Source organism: Microbacterium sp. NPDC088619 (assembly GCF_044752825.1).
GTDB lineage: Bacteria > Actinomycetota > Actinomycetes > Actinomycetales > Microbacteriaceae > Microbacterium.
In genome coordinates this window covers 1,400,823-1,418,142 of record NZ_JBIVLZ010000001.1, presented here as the reverse complement: position 1 = coordinate 1,418,142, position 17,320 = coordinate 1,400,823, and the positions used below count along the sequence as shown (strand labels likewise).

Annotated in this window: 20 protein-coding genes; 16 read left to right on the top strand and 4 right to left on the bottom strand. The window is 67.1% G+C overall.

What is annotated here, in order from left to right:
- Positions 1-21: 21 nt before the first annotated feature.
- Genes ACIP5T_RS07085 through ACIP5T_RS07070 form a run of 4 tightly spaced genes read left to right on the top strand, consistent with a single transcriptional unit; the run spans position 22 to position 1,968 of the window.
- Positions 22-570, top strand: coding sequence for a hypothetical protein (locus tag ACIP5T_RS07085; protein WP_400861840.1), 549 nt, complete (start codon positions 22-24; stop codon positions 568-570).
- Complete coding sequence (locus ACIP5T_RS07080; protein ID WP_400861838.1) at positions 563-868, top strand: hypothetical protein; 306 nt, start codon at positions 563-565, stop codon at positions 866-868. The genes ACIP5T_RS07085 and ACIP5T_RS07080 overlap by 8 nt, the downstream gene beginning before the upstream one ends.
- A 39-nt stretch (positions 869-907) precedes the next feature.
- On the top strand, positions 908-1,621 hold the full coding sequence (locus ACIP5T_RS07075; RefSeq protein WP_400861836.1) for a hypothetical protein: 714 nt from the start codon (positions 908-910) through the stop codon (positions 1,619-1,621).
- Positions 1,618-1,968 carry a DUF2510 domain-containing protein gene (locus ACIP5T_RS07070; RefSeq protein WP_400861835.1) on the top strand — a complete coding sequence of 117 codons (351 nt, stop codon included), beginning with the start codon at positions 1,618-1,620 and terminating at the stop codon, positions 1,966-1,968. Before ACIP5T_RS07075 ends, ACIP5T_RS07070 begins: the two co-directional genes overlap by 4 nt.
- A 9-nt stretch (positions 1,969-1,977) precedes the next feature.
- On the opposite strand, the gene ACIP5T_RS07065 is transcribed toward ACIP5T_RS07070, so the two are convergent.
- Entirely contained in the window at positions 1,978-2,787 is an 810-nt protein-coding gene (locus ACIP5T_RS07065; RefSeq protein ID WP_400861833.1) for a DeoR/GlpR family DNA-binding transcription regulator, read from the bottom strand.
- A gap of 249 nt (positions 2,788-3,036) precedes the next feature.
- Here ACIP5T_RS07065 and ACIP5T_RS07060 point away from each other — a divergent pair, with 249 nt between their 5' ends.
- The 11 genes from ACIP5T_RS07060 to ACIP5T_RS07010 all read left to right on the top strand — a co-directional run bounded on the left by ACIP5T_RS07060 (position 3,037) and on the right by ACIP5T_RS07010 (position 14,313).
- Complete coding sequence (locus ACIP5T_RS07060; protein WP_400861832.1) at positions 3,037-4,332, top strand: ABC transporter substrate-binding protein; 1,296 nt, start codon at positions 3,037-3,039, stop codon at positions 4,330-4,332.
- Between the two features lie 82 nt (positions 4,333-4,414).
- Positions 4,415-5,338, top strand: a complete 924-nt coding sequence (locus tag ACIP5T_RS07055; RefSeq protein ID WP_400861830.1) for a carbohydrate ABC transporter permease — start codon at positions 4,415-4,417, stop codon at positions 5,336-5,338.
- A 2-nt stretch (positions 5,339-5,340) separates the two neighbouring features.
- Complete coding sequence (locus ACIP5T_RS07050) at positions 5,341-6,186, top strand: carbohydrate ABC transporter permease (protein ID WP_400861829.1); 846 nt, start codon at positions 5,341-5,343, stop codon at positions 6,184-6,186.
- A gap of 46 nt (positions 6,187-6,232) precedes the next feature.
- On the top strand, positions 6,233-7,096 hold the full coding sequence (locus ACIP5T_RS07045) for a ketose-bisphosphate aldolase (protein WP_400861827.1): 864 nt from the start codon (positions 6,233-6,235) through the stop codon (positions 7,094-7,096).
- Between the two features lie 30 nt (positions 7,097-7,126).
- Positions 7,127-8,323 (top strand): ADP-dependent glucokinase/phosphofructokinase, encoded by a 1,197-nt coding sequence (locus tag ACIP5T_RS07040; protein WP_400861826.1) that lies wholly within the window; start codon positions 7,127-7,129, stop codon positions 8,321-8,323.
- A complete protein-coding gene (locus tag ACIP5T_RS07035; RefSeq protein ID WP_400861824.1) occupies positions 8,320-9,330 on the top strand; it encodes a carbohydrate kinase in 1,011 nt (336 codons plus the stop codon). The genes ACIP5T_RS07040 and ACIP5T_RS07035 overlap by 4 nt, the downstream gene beginning before the upstream one ends.
- A 9-nt stretch (positions 9,331-9,339) precedes the next feature.
- Positions 9,340-9,810 carry a DUF3817 domain-containing protein gene (locus tag ACIP5T_RS07030; RefSeq protein ID WP_311260306.1) on the top strand — a complete coding sequence of 157 codons (471 nt, stop codon included), beginning with the start codon at positions 9,340-9,342 and terminating at the stop codon, positions 9,808-9,810.
- Positions 9,807-11,393, top strand: a complete 1,587-nt coding sequence (gene guaA / locus ACIP5T_RS07025; RefSeq protein WP_400861821.1) for a glutamine-hydrolyzing GMP synthase — start codon at positions 9,807-9,809, stop codon at positions 11,391-11,393. The genes ACIP5T_RS07030 and guaA overlap by 4 nt, the downstream gene beginning before the upstream one ends.
- Before the next feature lie 147 nt (positions 11,394-11,540).
- Entirely contained in the window at positions 11,541-12,479 is a 939-nt protein-coding gene (locus ACIP5T_RS07020) for an L-lactate dehydrogenase (RefSeq protein WP_400861819.1), read from the top strand.
- Positions 12,480-12,593: 114 nt separating this feature from the next.
- On the top strand, positions 12,594-13,022 hold the full coding sequence (locus ACIP5T_RS07015) for a YciI family protein (protein WP_400861818.1): 429 nt from the start codon (positions 12,594-12,596) through the stop codon (positions 13,020-13,022).
- 1 nt (position 13,023) lies between these two features.
- Positions 13,024-14,313, top strand: a complete 1,290-nt coding sequence (locus tag ACIP5T_RS07010) for an RNA polymerase sigma factor (protein ID WP_400861816.1) — start codon at positions 13,024-13,026, stop codon at positions 14,311-14,313.
- A gap of 78 nt (positions 14,314-14,391) precedes the next feature.
- On the opposite strand, the gene ACIP5T_RS07005 is transcribed toward ACIP5T_RS07010, so the two are convergent.
- Positions 14,392-14,664 (bottom strand): GlsB/YeaQ/YmgE family stress response membrane protein, encoded by a 273-nt coding sequence (locus tag ACIP5T_RS07005; RefSeq protein ID WP_042539239.1) that lies wholly within the window; start codon positions 14,662-14,664, stop codon positions 14,392-14,394.
- Between the two features lie 160 nt (positions 14,665-14,824).
- Entirely contained in the window at positions 14,825-15,751 is a 927-nt protein-coding gene (locus tag ACIP5T_RS07000; protein WP_400861814.1) for a Bax inhibitor-1/YccA family protein, read from the bottom strand.
- An 87-nt stretch (positions 15,752-15,838) separates the two neighbouring features.
- On the opposite strand from ACIP5T_RS07000, the gene ACIP5T_RS06995 reads away from it, so the two are divergent.
- Positions 15,839-16,825, top strand: a complete 987-nt coding sequence (locus tag ACIP5T_RS06995; RefSeq protein ID WP_400861813.1) for a glycerophosphodiester phosphodiesterase family protein — start codon at positions 15,839-15,841, stop codon at positions 16,823-16,825.
- Between the two features lie 33 nt (positions 16,826-16,858).
- Here the strand turns inward: ACIP5T_RS06995 and ACIP5T_RS06990 are convergent, their stop codons facing one another.
- Complete coding sequence (locus ACIP5T_RS06990; protein ID WP_400861811.1) at positions 16,859-17,320, bottom strand: hemerythrin domain-containing protein; 462 nt, start codon at positions 17,318-17,320, stop codon at positions 16,859-16,861.

Below are 17,320 nucleotides of genomic sequence, written 5' to 3'. Positions count from 1 at the left end.
CCCGAGCCTGGAGCTTCTCATATGACTCCCTCAGATGACCTGACCGCGCGCATCGACGCTCTCCGCATCCAATCCCGTCAGATAGCCTCGGACTTCTCAGCCGAGATGGCGCGATTGACGCGCGAGGTCGCTCAGCGTGACCCACTCGTCGAGATCGAGGCCGACGCCCGCGGGCTCATCTCCTCGGTCGCCGTCGATCCGAGCGGCTACATGAACGCGGCCGCCACCGCCCTCGCCTCCGCCACGGATTCCGCTCTGGCGCTTGCGGGTGTCTCAGCGATGCCGGATGTCTCGACGAAAGCGCACCGGGCCATGCAGCTGTTGCGCGACGGACTGCCGGCTGAGGATGCGATCGACGCCGTGGTCGCCGAGCCCGACGGTGCATCCGAGCGGCACGTCTTCCCGGAGCTGACAGTCGAGATCAACGCGCTGGGTCAGTTCTCGGTCACGATCGATGCGGAGTGGAGGGCGTCCGCCACCGCGGTCGAATTCGCAGACGTCGTGAAGACGACCGCGAACACGGTGATCGCACGACGCGCGGGCTATGACGACGGGGGTAGCGATGAGTGACGGGTACACAGTCGACACGGGAGTTCTGAGGGCTGACGCCGAACTCTGGCGAGGTTGGGGCGAGACTCTCGCGACGGGAGCCGACAGCATCTCGGACACCTTCGAGTACTGGGCGTTCTCGGACCAGCCGGGGTTCGAAGCCCTTCGCGACGAATATCTCGCGGCGGCGGCCGACCTGCGGCAGAAGGTTCGCGACGGCGGCGCGCTCTTCCGCGCCATGGGGTCGCGGCTCGAGCAGGTGGCAGAGATCTACGAGAAGACCGAAGACGAGGTCAGCCGCGACATCAGGGGGGCTTGAGGTATGCATCCGGAGGCGATGGGGCAATGGATCATCGACGTGATCGATGATGGTCTCAGAGAGCTCGACAGGGCCGAGCGCGGCGCGCCGGCCATGGCGCGCGAGTGGGCCGACGGCCTTTCGACGTTCGGCGTCCCCTGGCCCGACTGGGCGAAGGATGCCGCATACCACGCGGCGATGGCAGCACTCCTCGCCAACATCGGGATCATGCGGGAGATTCTCAATGCGATGCGCGACGCGGTCGCTCGGATGGGTCTTCCCACGGTGCTGCGCGCCGAAGCGGACAAACTGGTGGAGGGCATCCGCAGTGTGCAGAGCAGCGTCGATGCGGAGTGCACGACAGCGCGGCTGGGCGGTCTCGGCAGCGACGCGTGGGACTCCGACGCGGCGCGGCACTACCTGTCGGCGTATGACAACCACGAGGATCAGGTCGACGAACTCGAGAAGTCGATCGACGGGCTGGTGCGTGTGCTCCGGGATGCGGCAGCGTCGCAGGACGCGTGGTACTCCTCGAATCTGTTCAACGCGATCGGCGGGGTGGTCGGCATCGCCGGTCTCGTCGTCGCCATCATCGGCGGCTTCGCGACGCCCGTCGCGTGGGTGGGACTGGCGATCGGCATCATCGGACTGCTGCTGAACGTGATCGGGTACTTCATCGGGCGCGGCGACTCGGAGTCGCGCGCATCCGTGCTCTCGGGCGTCCTCTCTTCCACGGTTCTGCCTTCGTGGCCCCAGCCGTCGTTCGCCTCATGAGCGGTGGGGGGCCGGCCTCGCCGGGTTGGTACGACGTGCACCGACGCACCCAGCGGTGGTGGGACGGGCGGCAGTGGACCGAGAACGTCATCCACCACGGGCGGCCCACGACAGCCACAGCACTCCGTGCGGCGACGACCAGGATGCAGTGGATGTGGGTCGGAGTCGGCGTCGTCGCCTGGGTGGCGTTCCTCGTCTTCTCGTTCGCCTTCGGTCCGAGCGCGGCGTTCGCACTCGCCCTGCTGCCGGTCGCCGGCACTGCTGCGATCGTCGCCTCTGCGATCACCGGGTCGCGCCTGATAGCGGCTGTTCCCCCTACCCCCGGTGGTCCGGTCCACGCCCGGTGACGTGCGCTGTCATGTCGAGGGGCTGACGATCTCGACCTCGGCCTGCGCGAGTGCGGCCGCGAACGCCGGCTCCGGCGCCGAATCGGTCACCAGGTAGTCTGCCCGGTCGAGCGTGGTGACCTGAGCGAACAGGCGGCGACCGAACTTCGACGAGTCGGCGAGGATCGCTGTGCGCTCGGCCCGCTGGATCATCTCGGCCATCATGTTCGCGTCGCCCATGTTCGACGTCGAGAAGCCGGCGTCGTCGATGGCGCCCACGGCGATCATCGCCAGATCGCAGCGGATGTCGACCTCCGGTCCTCCCGGCGTCATCATGAACGTCACGGGCCCGGTGGTGGCCTGGGTGATCGCCCGCACGGCGCCACCGAACACGTAGAGGTCGCGGAAGGCGGAAGGCGATATCTCCGCCGGGATCCGCAGGTTGTTCGTGGCGATCGTCAGGTCGCGATGATTGCGGAGCGCTCGCGCGAGGGCCAGGGTGGTCGTTCCGGCGTTGAGCATGACGACCGCTCCGTCGTCGATGAGCCCCGCGGCGAGGCGCGCGATCGTCTCCTTCTCCTCGGTCTGCAACCGAAGACGGACGTCCAGCGCCCGGTCCTTGAGCTGCCCCTCGGCGCTGACCGCTCCACCGTGCGTGCGGATGACCACGCCTTCACGGTCGAGCTGATCGAGATCGCGGCGGATCGTGTCGATGGAGACGTGGAAATGCTCGGCGAGGCCGCCGACGGTCACTTCTCCCACCTGCTCGACATATGAGGCGAGATCCGCCTTCCGGCCGGCCGGGAGGCGGCGCTTGGGCGACGGTGCAGTTGCTTCCATGCACACATCTCTAGCACAGAGGAGCGAGAAAGGCGGCAGAGTTCAGCAGAAAACGGCAGATCGGATGCGGCGGCACTCTCGCCCCCAGCTCGTGCGGTGGCGCCGATTCGCCGAAGACGCTGTGAGTACATCCATCGAATAGTGCAAAGAAATGCTTGACGTTCCCGCAAAGGACGGCATAACATTGCTCAAAACCGCATGAACAAGCATCGAAGCGCGTGTGCGGCACGATCTCGAAGAGGAGAAGTGATGATCACAGTGGGACGAGGGCGACGCATTCTCAAGCTCGCCGGCGCCGCGACAGCAGCCGTGACAGTCCTGGCCGTGGCTGGGTGCGCGGCAGGCGACAGCGGAACCGACGGCGGGGATGGCGGAGACGTCACGATCGAATTCGCGCAGTGGTGGGAGCCCGAACTCCCCGACGGCGAGTTCCGGGCGCTCATCGACGAGTTCGAAGACGCGAACCCCGGCATCACGGTCAAGCTGGTGAGCGGACCGTACGCATCGACCAAGGAGCAGCTCTTCGCCGGAGCCGCATCCGGCACCATGCCCGATGTCGTCGGCCTCGACGGGGCATGGGTCAACGACTTCGCCTCTCAGGGTGTCATCGCCGACCTGACTGCCCTCATGGAGGAGAACGACTACGACGACAGTGAGCTGGCGAGTCAGATCCAGGTCGACGGCAGTACCTACATGATCCCCGTCGTGAACTTCGTCTACCCGATGTTCACGAACGACACCCTGCTGGCAGACGCGGGCGTCACCGCCCCGCCCGCCACCCGCACGGAGTTCGCGGATGCCGCCTCGAAGGTCTCGGCCCTGGGTGGCGACGTCTCGGGTTGGGTGCTCCCGCTTTCGCTCGAGGCTCCGAACGGCGTGCAGAACGACGTCATGTCGTGGGTCTGGGCCTCGGGCGGCTCGATGCTGAAGGACGGCCAGCCCGACCTGACCAACGACGACGTCACATCGGCGGTCGACTTCATCGGCGGCATGTGGGACGACGGCTCGATCGCCTCCGGTTCCTTCACGATGAAGGAGCAGGACAAGGTCGAGGAGTTCACCAACGGTCGGGTCGGCATGATGATCGACTCGCTGGCCCACATCAACCTGATCCGTGAGACGAACCCCGACCTGAAGTTCTCGATCTCGGCGCTCCCGGCCGAGGACGGCTACGACGGCGAGCGGGGCATCCCCTACGCATCCTGGGGAATCGGCGTGGCCGAGAACTCGGAGCACAAGGATGCCGCGTTCAAACTGGTGTCGTTCCTGATGAGCGAGGAGACGAACTCCGAGCTCTCGACGATGGCGAATGCCTTCCCCGGCAACTCGAAGTCGGTTCCCGGATTCGTGGAGGACGACGAGCTGTTCGCGCAGGCGTTCGAGATCTACCAGGCCGGATACCCCGCGAACGAGTTCACCGGGCTCCCGGTCGCCGAAGAGCTGATGCGTCAGCTCGGCGAGCAGCTGCAATCCGCGTTCGACGGGCAGCAATCGGTCGACGATGCGCTCAAGAAGGCGCAGGAGGCCTGGAAAGCGGAGTTCTGATCTCCTGCTTCCCGAACGAACGGGGTGCCGCATCGCTCCCGATGCGATGCGGCACCCGTCCAACCAAGGAGCCACGCTTCCCATGAGTCTGAGAACGTCCGACGACACCGAGGTGATCGTCACCGGGGTCTCGATGTCGCGTCGCCGGCGGCAGCTGCGCAAGACGACCGAGTCGTACGCCTTCCTCTCGCCGACGATCATCCTGCTGTTCGTGCTGATGATCGTGCCGATCGTCATGGTGATCGGCTACTCGTTCCAGGACAACGTGATCCTGAACAAGTCGCCCGAGTTCGTGGGCATCGGCAACTATGTCGAGATCCTGTCGGACCCCCGCTTCTGGAAGGCGACCGGCAACACGATCCTCTTCACGGTGGCGAGCGTGGCGGCGCACCTGGTGCTCGGCCTCGCCTTCGCGATGATGCTCAACAGCCCGCTGCTCGGCCGGTTCTCCCGGTCGTTCTTCCGGGCCCTCTACGTGCTGCCGTGGCTGTTCACGGTCGCGGTGATCGCGGTGCTGTGGCGCATGCTGCTCGCCCCGAACGGGGTGGTCAACTTCCTGCTCAACACCGACATCGAGTGGCTGGCATCGCCGCAGCTCGCACTCGGGACCATCATCTTCATCAACATCTGGGCCGGATACCCCTTCTTCATGGTGAGTCTTCTCGCGGGACTCCAGGGCATCCCCAACGAGCTCAACGAGGCGGCGACTGTCGACGGCGCCGGTGCCGTCCAGCGCTTCTGGAACGTCACGATCCCGCAGCTGCGGCCGATCATCGTCAGCCTCGTGCTGCTCGACCTGATCTGGACCTCGCAGCAGTTCGCCCTCATCTGGATGACCACAGGCGGCGGACCGATCGATGTGACCGAGGTGCTGAGCACGTTCACCTACAAGCTCGCCTTCGCCAAGTACGACTTCTCGCTCGCGGCGACCTCCGCCGTGCTGGTCCTGCTCATGTCGATGGTGCTCGCCGTCTTCTACGTCCGTCACCAGAAAGCGAGGGACTGATCATGGCTCTCACCGTGCAGAACCAGCGCCGCGTCGCGAAGACCGGCATCATGATCGGGCTGATCCTCGGAGCCGTCTTCGCCGCGGGACCCGTGCTGTGGATGCTGTCGAGCTCGTTCAAGTCCAACACGCAGATCTTCGAGCTGCCGCCCAGACTGATCACCGACACGTTCTCGTTCGACGCGTACATCGCCATCTTCACGAACCCCGAGACGATGCGGTTCTTCTTCAACAGCTACGTCGTCGCGGGCTCGGTCACGATCCTGACCCTCCTCGTCGCGATCCAGGCGGCGTACGCGTTCAGCCGCTTCGACTTCCGGGGCAAGCGCATCCTGAACGTCGTGATCGTGAGCGTGCAGGCGGTGCCGCCCATCACTCTGCTGATCCCGTACTTCGGTCTGATGGTGGCGCTCGGTCTCTACAACTCGTACCTCGGCCTGATCCTCACCTACATGGTGTTCACGCTGCCCTACGCGATCATCATGATGACGGGCTACTTCAACACTCTGCCGAAAGAGCTCGACGAGGCCGTCCGTGTCGACGGTGCCGGTTCCATGACCGCCCTGTGGCGCATCCTGGTGCCGATCTCGATCCCCGGCATCGTGTCGGTCGGCATCTACACCTTCATGATCGCGTGGAACGAGTACCTGTTCGCGCTCACCCTCACCCGCACGATCGACATGCGCACGGTGCCCATCGGGATCCAGCTCCTCATGGGGCAGCACTCGTACGAGTGGAACCAGATCATGGCGATGAGCGTGCTCGGATCCATCCCAGTGCTCATCCTCTTCCTCATCTTCCAGCGGTACTTCATCAGCGGTCTCACGGCGGGGTCCGTGAAGAGCTGACGTCGCGCCGACGGACGAACGACCACCACGAAACAGGAGAAAACACGTGCTCTACACCGGCAAATCCATCCTCGATGTCGCCAACGAGAACAACTTCGCCATCCCGGCGTTCAACATCAGCGACTGGGCGATGTTCAACGGAATCATGGACATCAGCGAGCAGAAGGCCGCTCCGGTCATCATCGCGATCCACCCCGACGAGGTCTCGCACATCACCACCGACCTCATTCCGGCGATGCACGCGCGAGCCCACCGGTCGAGCGTGCCGGTCGCCATCCACTGGGACCACGGCGGAAGCTACGAGCAGATCATCGCGGCCATCAAGGCCGGCTTCACCTCGGTCATGATCGACGCCTCCCTGCTGCCGTTCGACGAGAACGTCGCGCTGACCCGCAAAGTCGTCGACGCGGCGCACGCCGTCGGCATCCAGGTCGAGGGAGAGCTCGGCACCATCGGCGCGAACGACAGCTACGGAGAGTCGGGCGCCGCGGAGATCATCTACACGAACCCGGCAGACGCGGTGCGTTTCGTCGAGGAGACGGGCGTCGACAGCCTCGCGATCGCGATCGGCACCTCGCACGGCCTGTACCCGAGCGACAAGAACCCCGAGCTGCGCCACGACCTGCTCGAACAGATCAAGGCCGCGGTCGGGATCCCGCTCGTGCTGCACGGCGGCTCCTCGAACCCGGATGCCGAGCTGCGCCGCGCTGTGGAGCTGGGCGTCAACAAGATCAACATCTCCAGCGACATCAAGGTCTCGTACCACAACCGCATGCGCGAGATCCTCGGCACCGATCAGCGTCTGCGCGAGCCGAATGCGATCCAGCCGGCGGCGCTCGAGGCCATGAAGGCCACGGCTGCTGAGAAGATCGACCTGTTCGGCGCGGACGGCAAGGCCTCGCTGTACTGAACCTCGAACCTCGGAAGGATGATCGGCGACGTGGACAGAAAGCTCGTGCTCGGACTCGGCGGAACCGTCGACTACGAGCTCACGTGGGATTCGTCGGTGTTCGACAGGCTGGCGAACGCGCACGGTGTGCGACGACACGAGCTGACGACCACGGCGCCGATCACCGACGAACGCTCGCTGCTGGTGGCGGTGCTCGCGTTCGTCGCCTCGGGGACCGGGGCGGAGCGATTCGTCGCCTCGTCCGAGGTGATCGAGGACTTCGTATCGCACTTCGACTACGCGATCACGCTCGGCGGCACCGGGGTGCGGGCGGGGCTCGTGCTCGACGCCCTCGGCATCCCGAGCGTGCAGCACCTGGTGAGCATCGACGAGAATGTCCGTCGGCTGTTGCCTGAGACGATCTCGTACATCTGCTCGGCGACGGAAGACACCCTCGACCCGCACCTGATCGTGCAGTACCCGGTCGGCGCGCACGTGCGCCTCACGGACGGCGACGTGCTGTCGCCCGCGCCCAACCGGCTGATCTTCGCGAACGACCCGCCCAACCGGCGGATGCTGCTCTCGGCCGAGCTGCCGGCATCGCTGTCGGACGCCGGGGTGTTCCTCGTCTCGGGCTTCAACACGATGCAGGACCACGACCTGCTCGAGCAGCGGCTCATCGAGGTGCAGCGGGCGATGCAGAGCCTCCCGGATGATGCGCTCGTCTACTACGAGGACGCGGGCTTCTACACGAGGGGCTTCGCCGAGACCGTGCGAGGCCGACTGCTGCCGCAGATCGACGTCTACGGCATGAATGAGGATGAGCTGCAGGAGTACCTCGGCCGGTCCGTGAACCTGCTCGACCAGTCCGACGTCGTCCGCGCCCTGCGCGAGGTGCAGATGATCATCCCCGCTCGCGCGCTCGTGGTGCACACCCGCTACTGGGCGATCGCCACCGGACCGGATGCCGTTCGACACCGTGCGGCGCTCGACAGTGCGGTGCGCGTCGCCGCCACCCGCTATCGCGTCGGTGACGGCGTGACGTCGGACGATGTCGTGCACACGTCGTCGATGCCCAGGCACGGGGGAGGGGCGGCCCTGGTCTCGGCCATCGAGGCGGCGCTTCCCGATGCTGTCGGAGTCGCGGCCTACGCTCTCGATGTCGCATCACCGACAACCGTCGGCCTCGGAGACACGTTCGTCGGCGGCTTCCTCGCCGGAGCCGTGCGATCGAAGGAGAACGCATGAATCCCATCCTGCTGCCGTCCAATCGACCCGCCGAGCGCTTCTACCGCGGCGGAGCGCGCATCAGCGAGTTCCGAGGCGAAGCCGTCGCCGCGCCCCGGGAGCCCGAGGACTGGATCGGCTCCACGACCACCGTCAACGGCGAGCGAGCGCTGGGCCTCACGATGCTCCCGGACGGACGGGTGCTGCGTGACGCGATCGAGCGGGATCCGGTCGCCTGGCTGGGCGACGAGCATGTCGCGCGGTGGGGCGCGGACACGCGACTGCTGGTGAAGCTGCTGGATGCCGGGCAGCGGCTGCCCGTGCACGCGCACCCGCACGACGACTTCGCGGCGGCGCATCTCGGTCGCGCGCACGGCAAGGCCGAGGCCTGGTACACCCTCGAGGGCGGCACGGTGCACATCGGCCTGCGACAGGATGTCGAGGCGGCCGATCTGGCCGCGCTCGTCGAGCGGCAGGACGCCACGACGCTGCTCGGTCTGCTGCATGAGGTCGAGGTCGCCACGGGAGATGTGGTGTGGGTGCCCCCGGGCGAGCTGCACGCGATCGGCGCCGGCGTGCTGCTGCTCGAGCTGCAGCAGCCGGAAGACCTGTCGATCCTTCTCGAGTGGGGAGACTTCGCGATCGACGGCGCAGCGGTCGGCCATCTCGGCCTCGGCTTCGATCTCGCGCTCGCCGCGGTCACCAGGACCGCGCGATCGGCCGCAGACCTCGCCGCGCTGATCTCCGCCGCCCCCCGAGTCCGGCTCCGCCTTCCCCGAGGCTGCAGACGAGTACTTCCGACTCGAACGGGTTCCCGTGCGCGGAGCCGCGACCGTCGATCAGGGATTCTCGATCGTGATCGTGAAAGAAGGCGACGTCGAGATCGGCGCGCGGCGACTTCGCAGCGGCTCGACCCTGCTCGTGCCCCACGCGGCCGGAGCGCTCGACGCGACAGGCACGGGCGAGCTGCTCGTGGCGCGCCCGCCGGCGCCCTGAAGCCGGAATCGACGCGGATTCTGCCCGGGTAGACTGAAGTCATGCCCGAACCGAAAGTCGCCAGCTTTCCGGCGATCCGTGGTGCGCTGAAGTTCTACCAGATCGCGTCGATCATCACCGGAGTCATGCTGCTCCTCCTGGTCGCCGAGATGGTGCTGAAGTACACGCCGATCCGACTCGAGCTCTTCGCAGGGGGATCCGGCGGTCTGCTGTGGTTCGCACCCGTGGTCGAGGGGCCCGAAGGCCTCGAATCGACCGGCGACGGACTCAACATCTCGCTCTTCATCCTCGTCGCGCACGGCTGGTTCTACGTCGTCTACCTCTTCGCGTGCTTCCGGATGTGGAGCCTGATGCGCTGGCCTTTCCTGCGCTTCATCCTGCTCGCGCTCGGCGGCGTGATCCCGCTGCTGTCGTTCTTCATGGAGGCCATCGTCGCGCGCGACGTCAAGGCCTACCTCGCTTCGAGGGAGGCCGCCTCGGCCCCCGCCCCTGCCACGGAAGGTGTCCGGTGACCGAACAGTCCGAGACCCAGCAGCGCCCCACGCTCGTCGTCGATTTCGGCGCGCAGTACGCGCAGCTGATCGCCCGCCGGGTTCGTGAGGCCGGTGTCTACAGCGAGATCGTGCCGCACACCGCCACGGCCGCCGAGATCGCCGAGAAGAACCCGGTCGCGATCATCCTCTCGGGCGGTCCGTCGTCGGTGTACGAGGAGGGCGCTCCGCGCCTCGACCCCGCTGTCTTCGACCTCGGCGTGCCGACGCTCGGCATCTGCTACGGCTTCCAGTACATGGCGCAGACCCTCGGCGGCGAGGTCGCGAACACCGGCCTCCGCGAGTACGGCGCGACGGATGCCGTCATCTCGGGTGACGGCGGCATGCTGCTCGGCGGCCAGCCGGCCGAGCAGAACGTGTGGATGAGTCACGGCGACCAGGTCGCCAAGGCTCCCGAGGGCTTCGACGTGCTCGCCACGACCGATGCCACGAAGGTCGCGGCTTTCGCGAACGAGGAGCGCGGCTTCTACGGCGTGCAGTGGCACCCCGAGGTCAAGCACTCCGACCACGGTCAGCGCGTGATCGAGAACTTCCTGCACAAGGGCGCGGGGCTCGCCTCCGACTGGAACAGCGGCAACGTGATCGCCGAGCAGGTCGAGCGCATCCGCGAGCAGGTGGGTGACGCACGCGTCATCTCGGCGCTCTCCGGCGGCGTCGATTCGGCGGTCTCGACCGCCCTGGTGCACAAGGCGATCGGCGACCAGCTGACGGCGGTCTTCGTCGACCACGGCCTCCTCCGCAAGGGCGAGCGAGAGCAGGTCGAGAAGGACTACGTCGAGTCCACCGGAGTCCGTCTGATCACCGTCGACGCGGCAGACGTCTTCCTCGGTCACCTGGCGGGCGTCACCGACCCCGAAGAGAAGCGCAAGATCATCGGTCGCGAGTTCATCCGCGCCTTCGAGAAGGTGCAGCTCGACCTCGTCGCCGAGGCCAAGGCCTCGGGCGGCGCCCCGGTCAAGTTCCTCGTGCAGGGAACGCTCTACCCCGACGTCGTCGAGTCCGGTGGTGGTGCCGGCACCGCCAACATCAAGTCGCACCACAATGTCGGCGGGTTGCCTGACGACCTCGACTTCGAGCTCATCGAGCCGCTGCGCGCCCTGTTCAAGGACGAGGTTCGTGCGATCGGCCGGGAGCTCGGCATCCCCGAGGCGATCGTCGGCCGCCAGCCGTTCCCCGGACCCGGCCTCGGCATCCGCATCATCGGCGAGGTCACCCAGGATCGCCTCGAGATCCTGCGCGAGGCCGATGCGATCGCTCGCGAGGAGCTCACCAAGGCCGGACTCGACCAGGACATCTGGCAGTGCCCCGTCGTGCTCCTCGCCGATGTGCGCTCGGTGGGCGTGCAGGGCGACGGACGCACCTACGGACACCCGATCGTGCTGCGCCCCGTGTCGAGCGAGGACGCCATGACCGCCGACTGGACGCGTCTGCCGTACGACGTGCTCTCGAAGATCTCCAACCGCATCACCAACGGCGTGCGCGACGTCAACCGCGTCGTGCTCGACGTGACGTCGAAGCCGCCGGGAACCATCGAGTGGGAGTGACGCAGGAGCTCCCACTCGCATAGGCGCCGGTGGCACTCGACCGCGCCAGCGGGCGAGTGGGAGTAAGCGCTCCCGCGCAGATGAGGTGAACGGGCACGGACCATCGCGGTCCGTGCCCGTTCGCGGTATTTCGGGCAGGATGAGCCTATGACCAAGGCGCGGACGAAGATCACGGTTATCGGTGCGGGCAGCGTGGGGGTGAGCGTGGCGTATGCGGCGCTGATCCGGGGGAGTGCGGCCGAGGTCGCGCTCTACGACATCGCCACCGACAAGGTGGATGCCGAGGTGCTCGACCTCGCGCACGGCACCCAGTTCACCTCCGCGGCGGTGAGTGGAGGCTCCGACCTCGCGGTCGTCGAGGGCAGCGACGTGATCGTGGTGACCGCAGGCGCCAAGCAGCAGCCGGGGCAGACCCGCATGGAGCTCTCGGGCATCAACGCGCGGCTGCTTCAGAAGCTCATGCCGCAGCTCGTCGAGCGCGCGCCGGATGCGGTGTTCATCATCGTCACCAACCCTGCCGATGTCATGACCGTCGTCGCGCAGCGCGTCTCGGGTCTTCCACCGCATCGGGTGTTCGGATCCGGCACAGTGCTCGACACCTCGCGGCTGCGTTGGCGTCTCGCGCACCGGGCGAACGTGAGCACCGCGAGCGTGCACGCAGACATCGTGGGCGAGCACGGCGACACGGAGTTCCCGCTCTGGTCGAACGCGACGATCGGATCCGTGCCGATCCTCGACTGGCCTGCCGATGAGCCGTTCACGGCCGAGGAGCTCGACCGGATCGCGATCGAGGTGCGCGACGCGGCCTATGCCGTCATCCGCGGCAAGGGAGCCACCAACCTCGCGATCGGCGTCAGCTGTGCGCGCATCGCCGAGGCGGTGCTGCACGACGAGCGCGCGGTGCTTCCGGTGGCGACGGTGCTCGACGGCGAGTACGGGCTGCACGGCGTCGCGCTGTCGGTGCCGTCGGTGGTGGGGGCTGCGGGTGCGGTGCCGCTGGCCGAGACGCCGATGGACGAGCGTGAGCTGAGCCTGCTGCGGGCCTCAGCCGACGCCATCCGGGCAGCGATCGACGAGCTCGGCTGACCTTTCCGCAAAGAATTTCACGAATATTCGTCGAGCGTGTCGATCTGAGGCATCCTCGTTCGACGTCTTCAATGAGAGGGTCGACAGGCGGCCCCACCCACCAAGGAGAACACCATGAAGTACATGCTGATCATGCGCTCGAACGACGAAGCGGTCGAGGCGTACAAGGAGATGCCGTTCGAGCAGGTCATCGAGGCCATGGGCAAGTACAACGAGTCGATGATCAAGGCGGGTGTGCTGGCTGCCGGTGAGGGCCTCAGCGACGCTGCCGAGGGCTTCGTGGTCGATTTCAGCGCCGAGACGCCGCTCATCACCGACGGCCCTTACGGAGAGACGAAGGAGCTGTTCAACGGCTTCTGGATCCTCGAGGTGTCCAGTCGAGAAGAGGCGGCCGAGTGGGCGAGCCGCGCACCGCTCGGGCGCGGTTCCTTTCTCGAGGTGCGGCGCGTGACCGACGAGTCCGACTTCCCCGCCGACAACGAGTGGATCGAGAAGGAGAAGGGCTGGCGCGAAGAGGAAGAGGCGCGTCGCGCCCAGCAGTGAGATGACCGGCTCTCCCCACAGCGAGGCGGCTCGCTCCGCACCTGACGAGGGTGCGCGGCGAGCCGTCGCCGCCGTGTGGCGCATCGAGTCTGCGAAGATCGTCGCGACGCTCACGCGCGTGGTCGGCGACTTCGGACTCGCAGAGGACCTCGCGCAGGAGGCCCTGTTGGATGCTCTGCAGCAGTGGCCCGTCGATGGCGTGCCGCGCAACGGCGCCGCGTGGCTCACGGCAGTCGCGAAGCGAAAGGCGATCGATGGCTGGCGCCGTCGTGAGCGATTGGACGACCGCATGGCTGTGATCGCCCACGACCTGGAGCGTGAGCAGTCCGAGGCGGAAGGCGCGCCCCCGTGGGATCCCGATGCCGTCGACGACGACGTGCTCCGACTGATCTTCATCTCGTGCCACCCCGTGCTGTCACGAGAGGCGCAGGTCGCGCTGACTCTCCGCGTGGTGGGCGGCCTGTCGAGCGAGGAGATCGCCCGGGCCTTCCTCGTGCCGACGGCGACCGTGCAGCAGCGCATCGTGCGGGCCAAGAAGACCCTCGCCGCGGCGAACGTGCCCTTCGAGATGCCACCGCGCGAAGAGCACACGGCAAGGCTGGGGGCGGTCCTGGGCGTGCTGTATCTGATCTTCAACGAAGGCCACGCGGCCAGCAGCGGGCCCGACTGGATGCGCCCAGAGCTGAGTCTCGAGGCGGTCCGGCTCGCGCGCGTGCTCGCGGCGCTCATGCCCCGCGAGCGCGACGCGCACAGTCTCGTCGCCCTCATGGAGCTGACTGCCGCGCGATTCCCCGCCCGGGTGGATGTGCACGGCGACCCGGTGCTGCTCGCTGATCAGGACCGCCGTCGCTGGGATCGCGGCCGCATCGCCCGCGGGCGTGCGGCGCTGGGTGCCGCAGATGCCCTCGGCACAGGTCGTGGCCCCTACGGTCTGCAAGCGGCCATCGCCGAGTGCCATGCGGTCGCCGCATCGATAGACGACACCGACTGGGACCGCATCGTCGTGCTGTACGAGGCGCTCGGCCGCATCGCGCCGTCGCCGGTGGTCGAGCTCAATCGAGCGGCGGCTGTCGCGATGGCGACGGGGCCGGCATCGGCCCTGCAGATCATCGACCGGCTCGCCTCCTCGGGTGCCCTCGCCGGATACCACCTGCTCCCCGCCACGCGGGCGGAGCTGCTGCTGCGGCTCGGACGTGACGAGGAGGCGCGCAGCGAGTTCGCCGTGGCAGCGTCGCTCGCGGGCAACGATCGAGAACGTGCGCTACTGCGGGCCAAGGCCGACGAGCGCTGAGCGCGTCGCCCGCATGCAGAGAACCGCCCTCTGCTCCAGCGATGCCGGGGGAGAGGGCGGTTCAGGTACTGCGGTATGTCAGCTGCGGGCCTTGCTGCCGCGGTTGACGACCAGGCCGTAGATCAGCAGCACGATGATCGAGCCGCCGATGGCGAGGAGCCAGGTGCCGAGGTCCCAGAACTCGGTCAGAGGACGGTTCAGGATCAGGCTTCCGAGCCATCCGCCGAGGAAGGCGCCGACGACACCGAGCAGCAGCGTGATCAGCCATCCGCCGCCCTGCTTTCCGGGCAGGATCAGCTTCGCGATTGCTCCGGCGATGAGGCCGAGAAGAAGGAATCCGAGAAAGCTCATGTTCAGCTCCTTTGTTTCGTGAGCCCCGGGGTGCCAGGGCTCGTAGGATCCATCGTGCCCTCTCAGCTGATTATCAGCCAACCCCTTGCGCTGATGCCTCCAGGTGTGCAAAGAGGCCCGCCTCCCAAGGGAGACGGGCCTCTTGACGAACCGGTTCGCGTCAGTTGTTGCCGCGGACGATCGCGATGATCCGCAGGATCTCGACGTAGAGCCAGACGACCGTGACCATGATGCCGAAGGCTCCGAGCCAGCCGTACTTGCGGGGAGCGCCGTTGCGCACGCCCTGCTGGATCTGGTCGAAGTCGAGCACCAGCGAGTACGCCGCCATGATGACGACGAGGACACCGATGATGAGGCCGAGCGGGATGCCGAAGATGGGCTGGCTGTAGAGGCCGAAGGCCTGGCCCTCAGGCAGGACGCCGGTCCACATGAGCACGAGGTTCAGCAGCGAGAAGACGAGGTAGCCGACCATGGCGATCATGAAGATCTTGGTGGCCTTCTTCGAGGCGCGGATCTTGCCGCTCGCGAAGAGCGCCAGCGTGACACCGACGACCGACACCGTGGCGAGAGTGGCCTGCACGACGATGCCGGGCCACATGACCTCGAAGAACGCCGAGATGCCACCGACGAAGAGGCCCTCGAATGCGGCATAGGCGAAGATCAGCGCGGGGCGGACCTTCTTGCGCGAGGTGAACGTGATGACCATCGCGAGCACGAAGCCGCCGAGCGCGCCGACGATCCACGGCATCAGGTTCGGCTCGAAGCGGTTGTAGGGGTTCAGCTCGGGAGCGACGACGCCGCCCAGGGTCAGGACCCAGCCGAGCGCTGCGGTGACGAGCAGGATGGCGAAGAGTCCGGCGGTCTTCCAGACGGTGTCCTCGACGGACATGCGGTCGGTCTCGATCGCGCCGGCGGGGGGAGCGGCGTACATGCCCTCCAGCTGCGCGTTCGCGGCGGCATCCATCGTGCCGTGCTGGAACGACGCGGCCTGTGCACCCTGAGCGCCCTGCGGCGCACCCGGGTAGGTCGCGACGTTGCGCGGGTCCTGCTGCTGGAACGCCGGGTTGTTGAAGGCGAAGTTGCTCATGTGGGCCTCACTCCAAAGTGGGTTGTAGGTCGCTTTCCTCCACGATACCCGGAATGCCGGGCCATCAGGGTGTCCTACGCTGAGAGCGTGCCCAGGAAATCGCCTCTCGTGATCGGGCACCGCGGTGCGCCCGGTTACCGTCCGGAACACAGTCGCTCGTCATACGAGCTCGCTCTCGCGATGGGGGTGGATGCAGTCGAACCCGACGTCGTGGCGACGAAGGACGGCGTGCTCATCGTGCGGCACGAGAACGAGATCTCGGGCACGACGGATGTGGCGGAGCACTCGGAGTTCGCGGACCGCAAGACGACCAAGCGCGTCGACGGCCAGGCGCTGACCGGCTGGTTCACCGAGGACTTCACGTGGGACGAGCTGTCGACGCTGCGCAGTCGAGAACGGCTGCCGGAGGTGCGGCTGTCGAGCGCGACCTTCGACGGCTCCCAGGCCATCCTGCGGCTCACTGACGTGCTGGACATCGTGCGTGCCGGTTCGGTCGAGCACGGGCGCGAGATCGGTGTCGTGCTCGAGGTCAAGCACGCCACGTACTTCGCGAGCATCGGCCTCGATCTGGCGCCGCTGATCGAGCGCGACCTGCGTGCTGCCGGGTGGGCGGACGGCGAGCTGCCGCTGATCATCGAGTGCTTCGAGTCGACGATTCTGGGCGAGCTCAGGGCGCGGGGTATCTCCGCCTCGTACATCTACCTGATCGAGGCGTCTGGGCGCCCGTACGACCTTCTGGTCGCGCAGGGCAAGCATGCGCTGACCTACAAGGCCACGGTCACCCCGCAGGGCCTCGACGGGCTCGTCGGTCAGGTCGACGGCATCAGCGTGAACAAGCGGATGCTGCTCGCGGCCGGCAACTCGATCGTTGCCGACGCGCATGCCCGAGGCCTCAAGGTCTTCACGTGGACCGTCCGCCCCGAGAACGCGTTCCTTTCGGCGGAGTTCCGCGGCGCGGGCGGCAAGAGTGCGTATGGCGACTACGAGGCAGAGTGGGGCGTGATCGCTCGGACGGGCGTCGATGGGGTCTTCGTCGACCATCCCGATCTCGGCGTCCGCTTCTTCCGCAGCTGACGGTCGGCGGCTGGCGGCCGGCAAGTGGTCGACTCAGAGCGGGCCCAGCACGTCCGGCACGCGTCGATCGAGATGCAGGGCGCGCAGCGGTTCGAGGATCTCCCGCTCCTCGAAGCGGAAGTGCGACTCCATGATCGCTCCGATCCCGTCGAGATGGCGCTCGATGGCGTCGGTGCTCTCGCCGCCCTCGACGGCCGTGCGCAGCCCGCCGAGCAGGTGGGCCAGCATCGAGTGGTCCTGCATGAGCTTGTCGATGACCTCGCCCAGTTCGGGGTGCTCCTCACGGAGCGCGGGGAAGAGCGCGCGGTCCTCGCTCAGGTGATGTCCGTCGAGAGCGGAGCAGAAGCCGATGCAGAACAGTGCGAGCTCGCGCGCGGCATCCGGCGTAGCTGTGTCGTTCTGCAGCGCTGTCCGGGTGGCCTCGAGAGCCGCGCGGAGTCGGGTGTGGGCCCGGCGGAGTTCTTCATCCCAGGCGATCAGGCGATCGGCATCCAT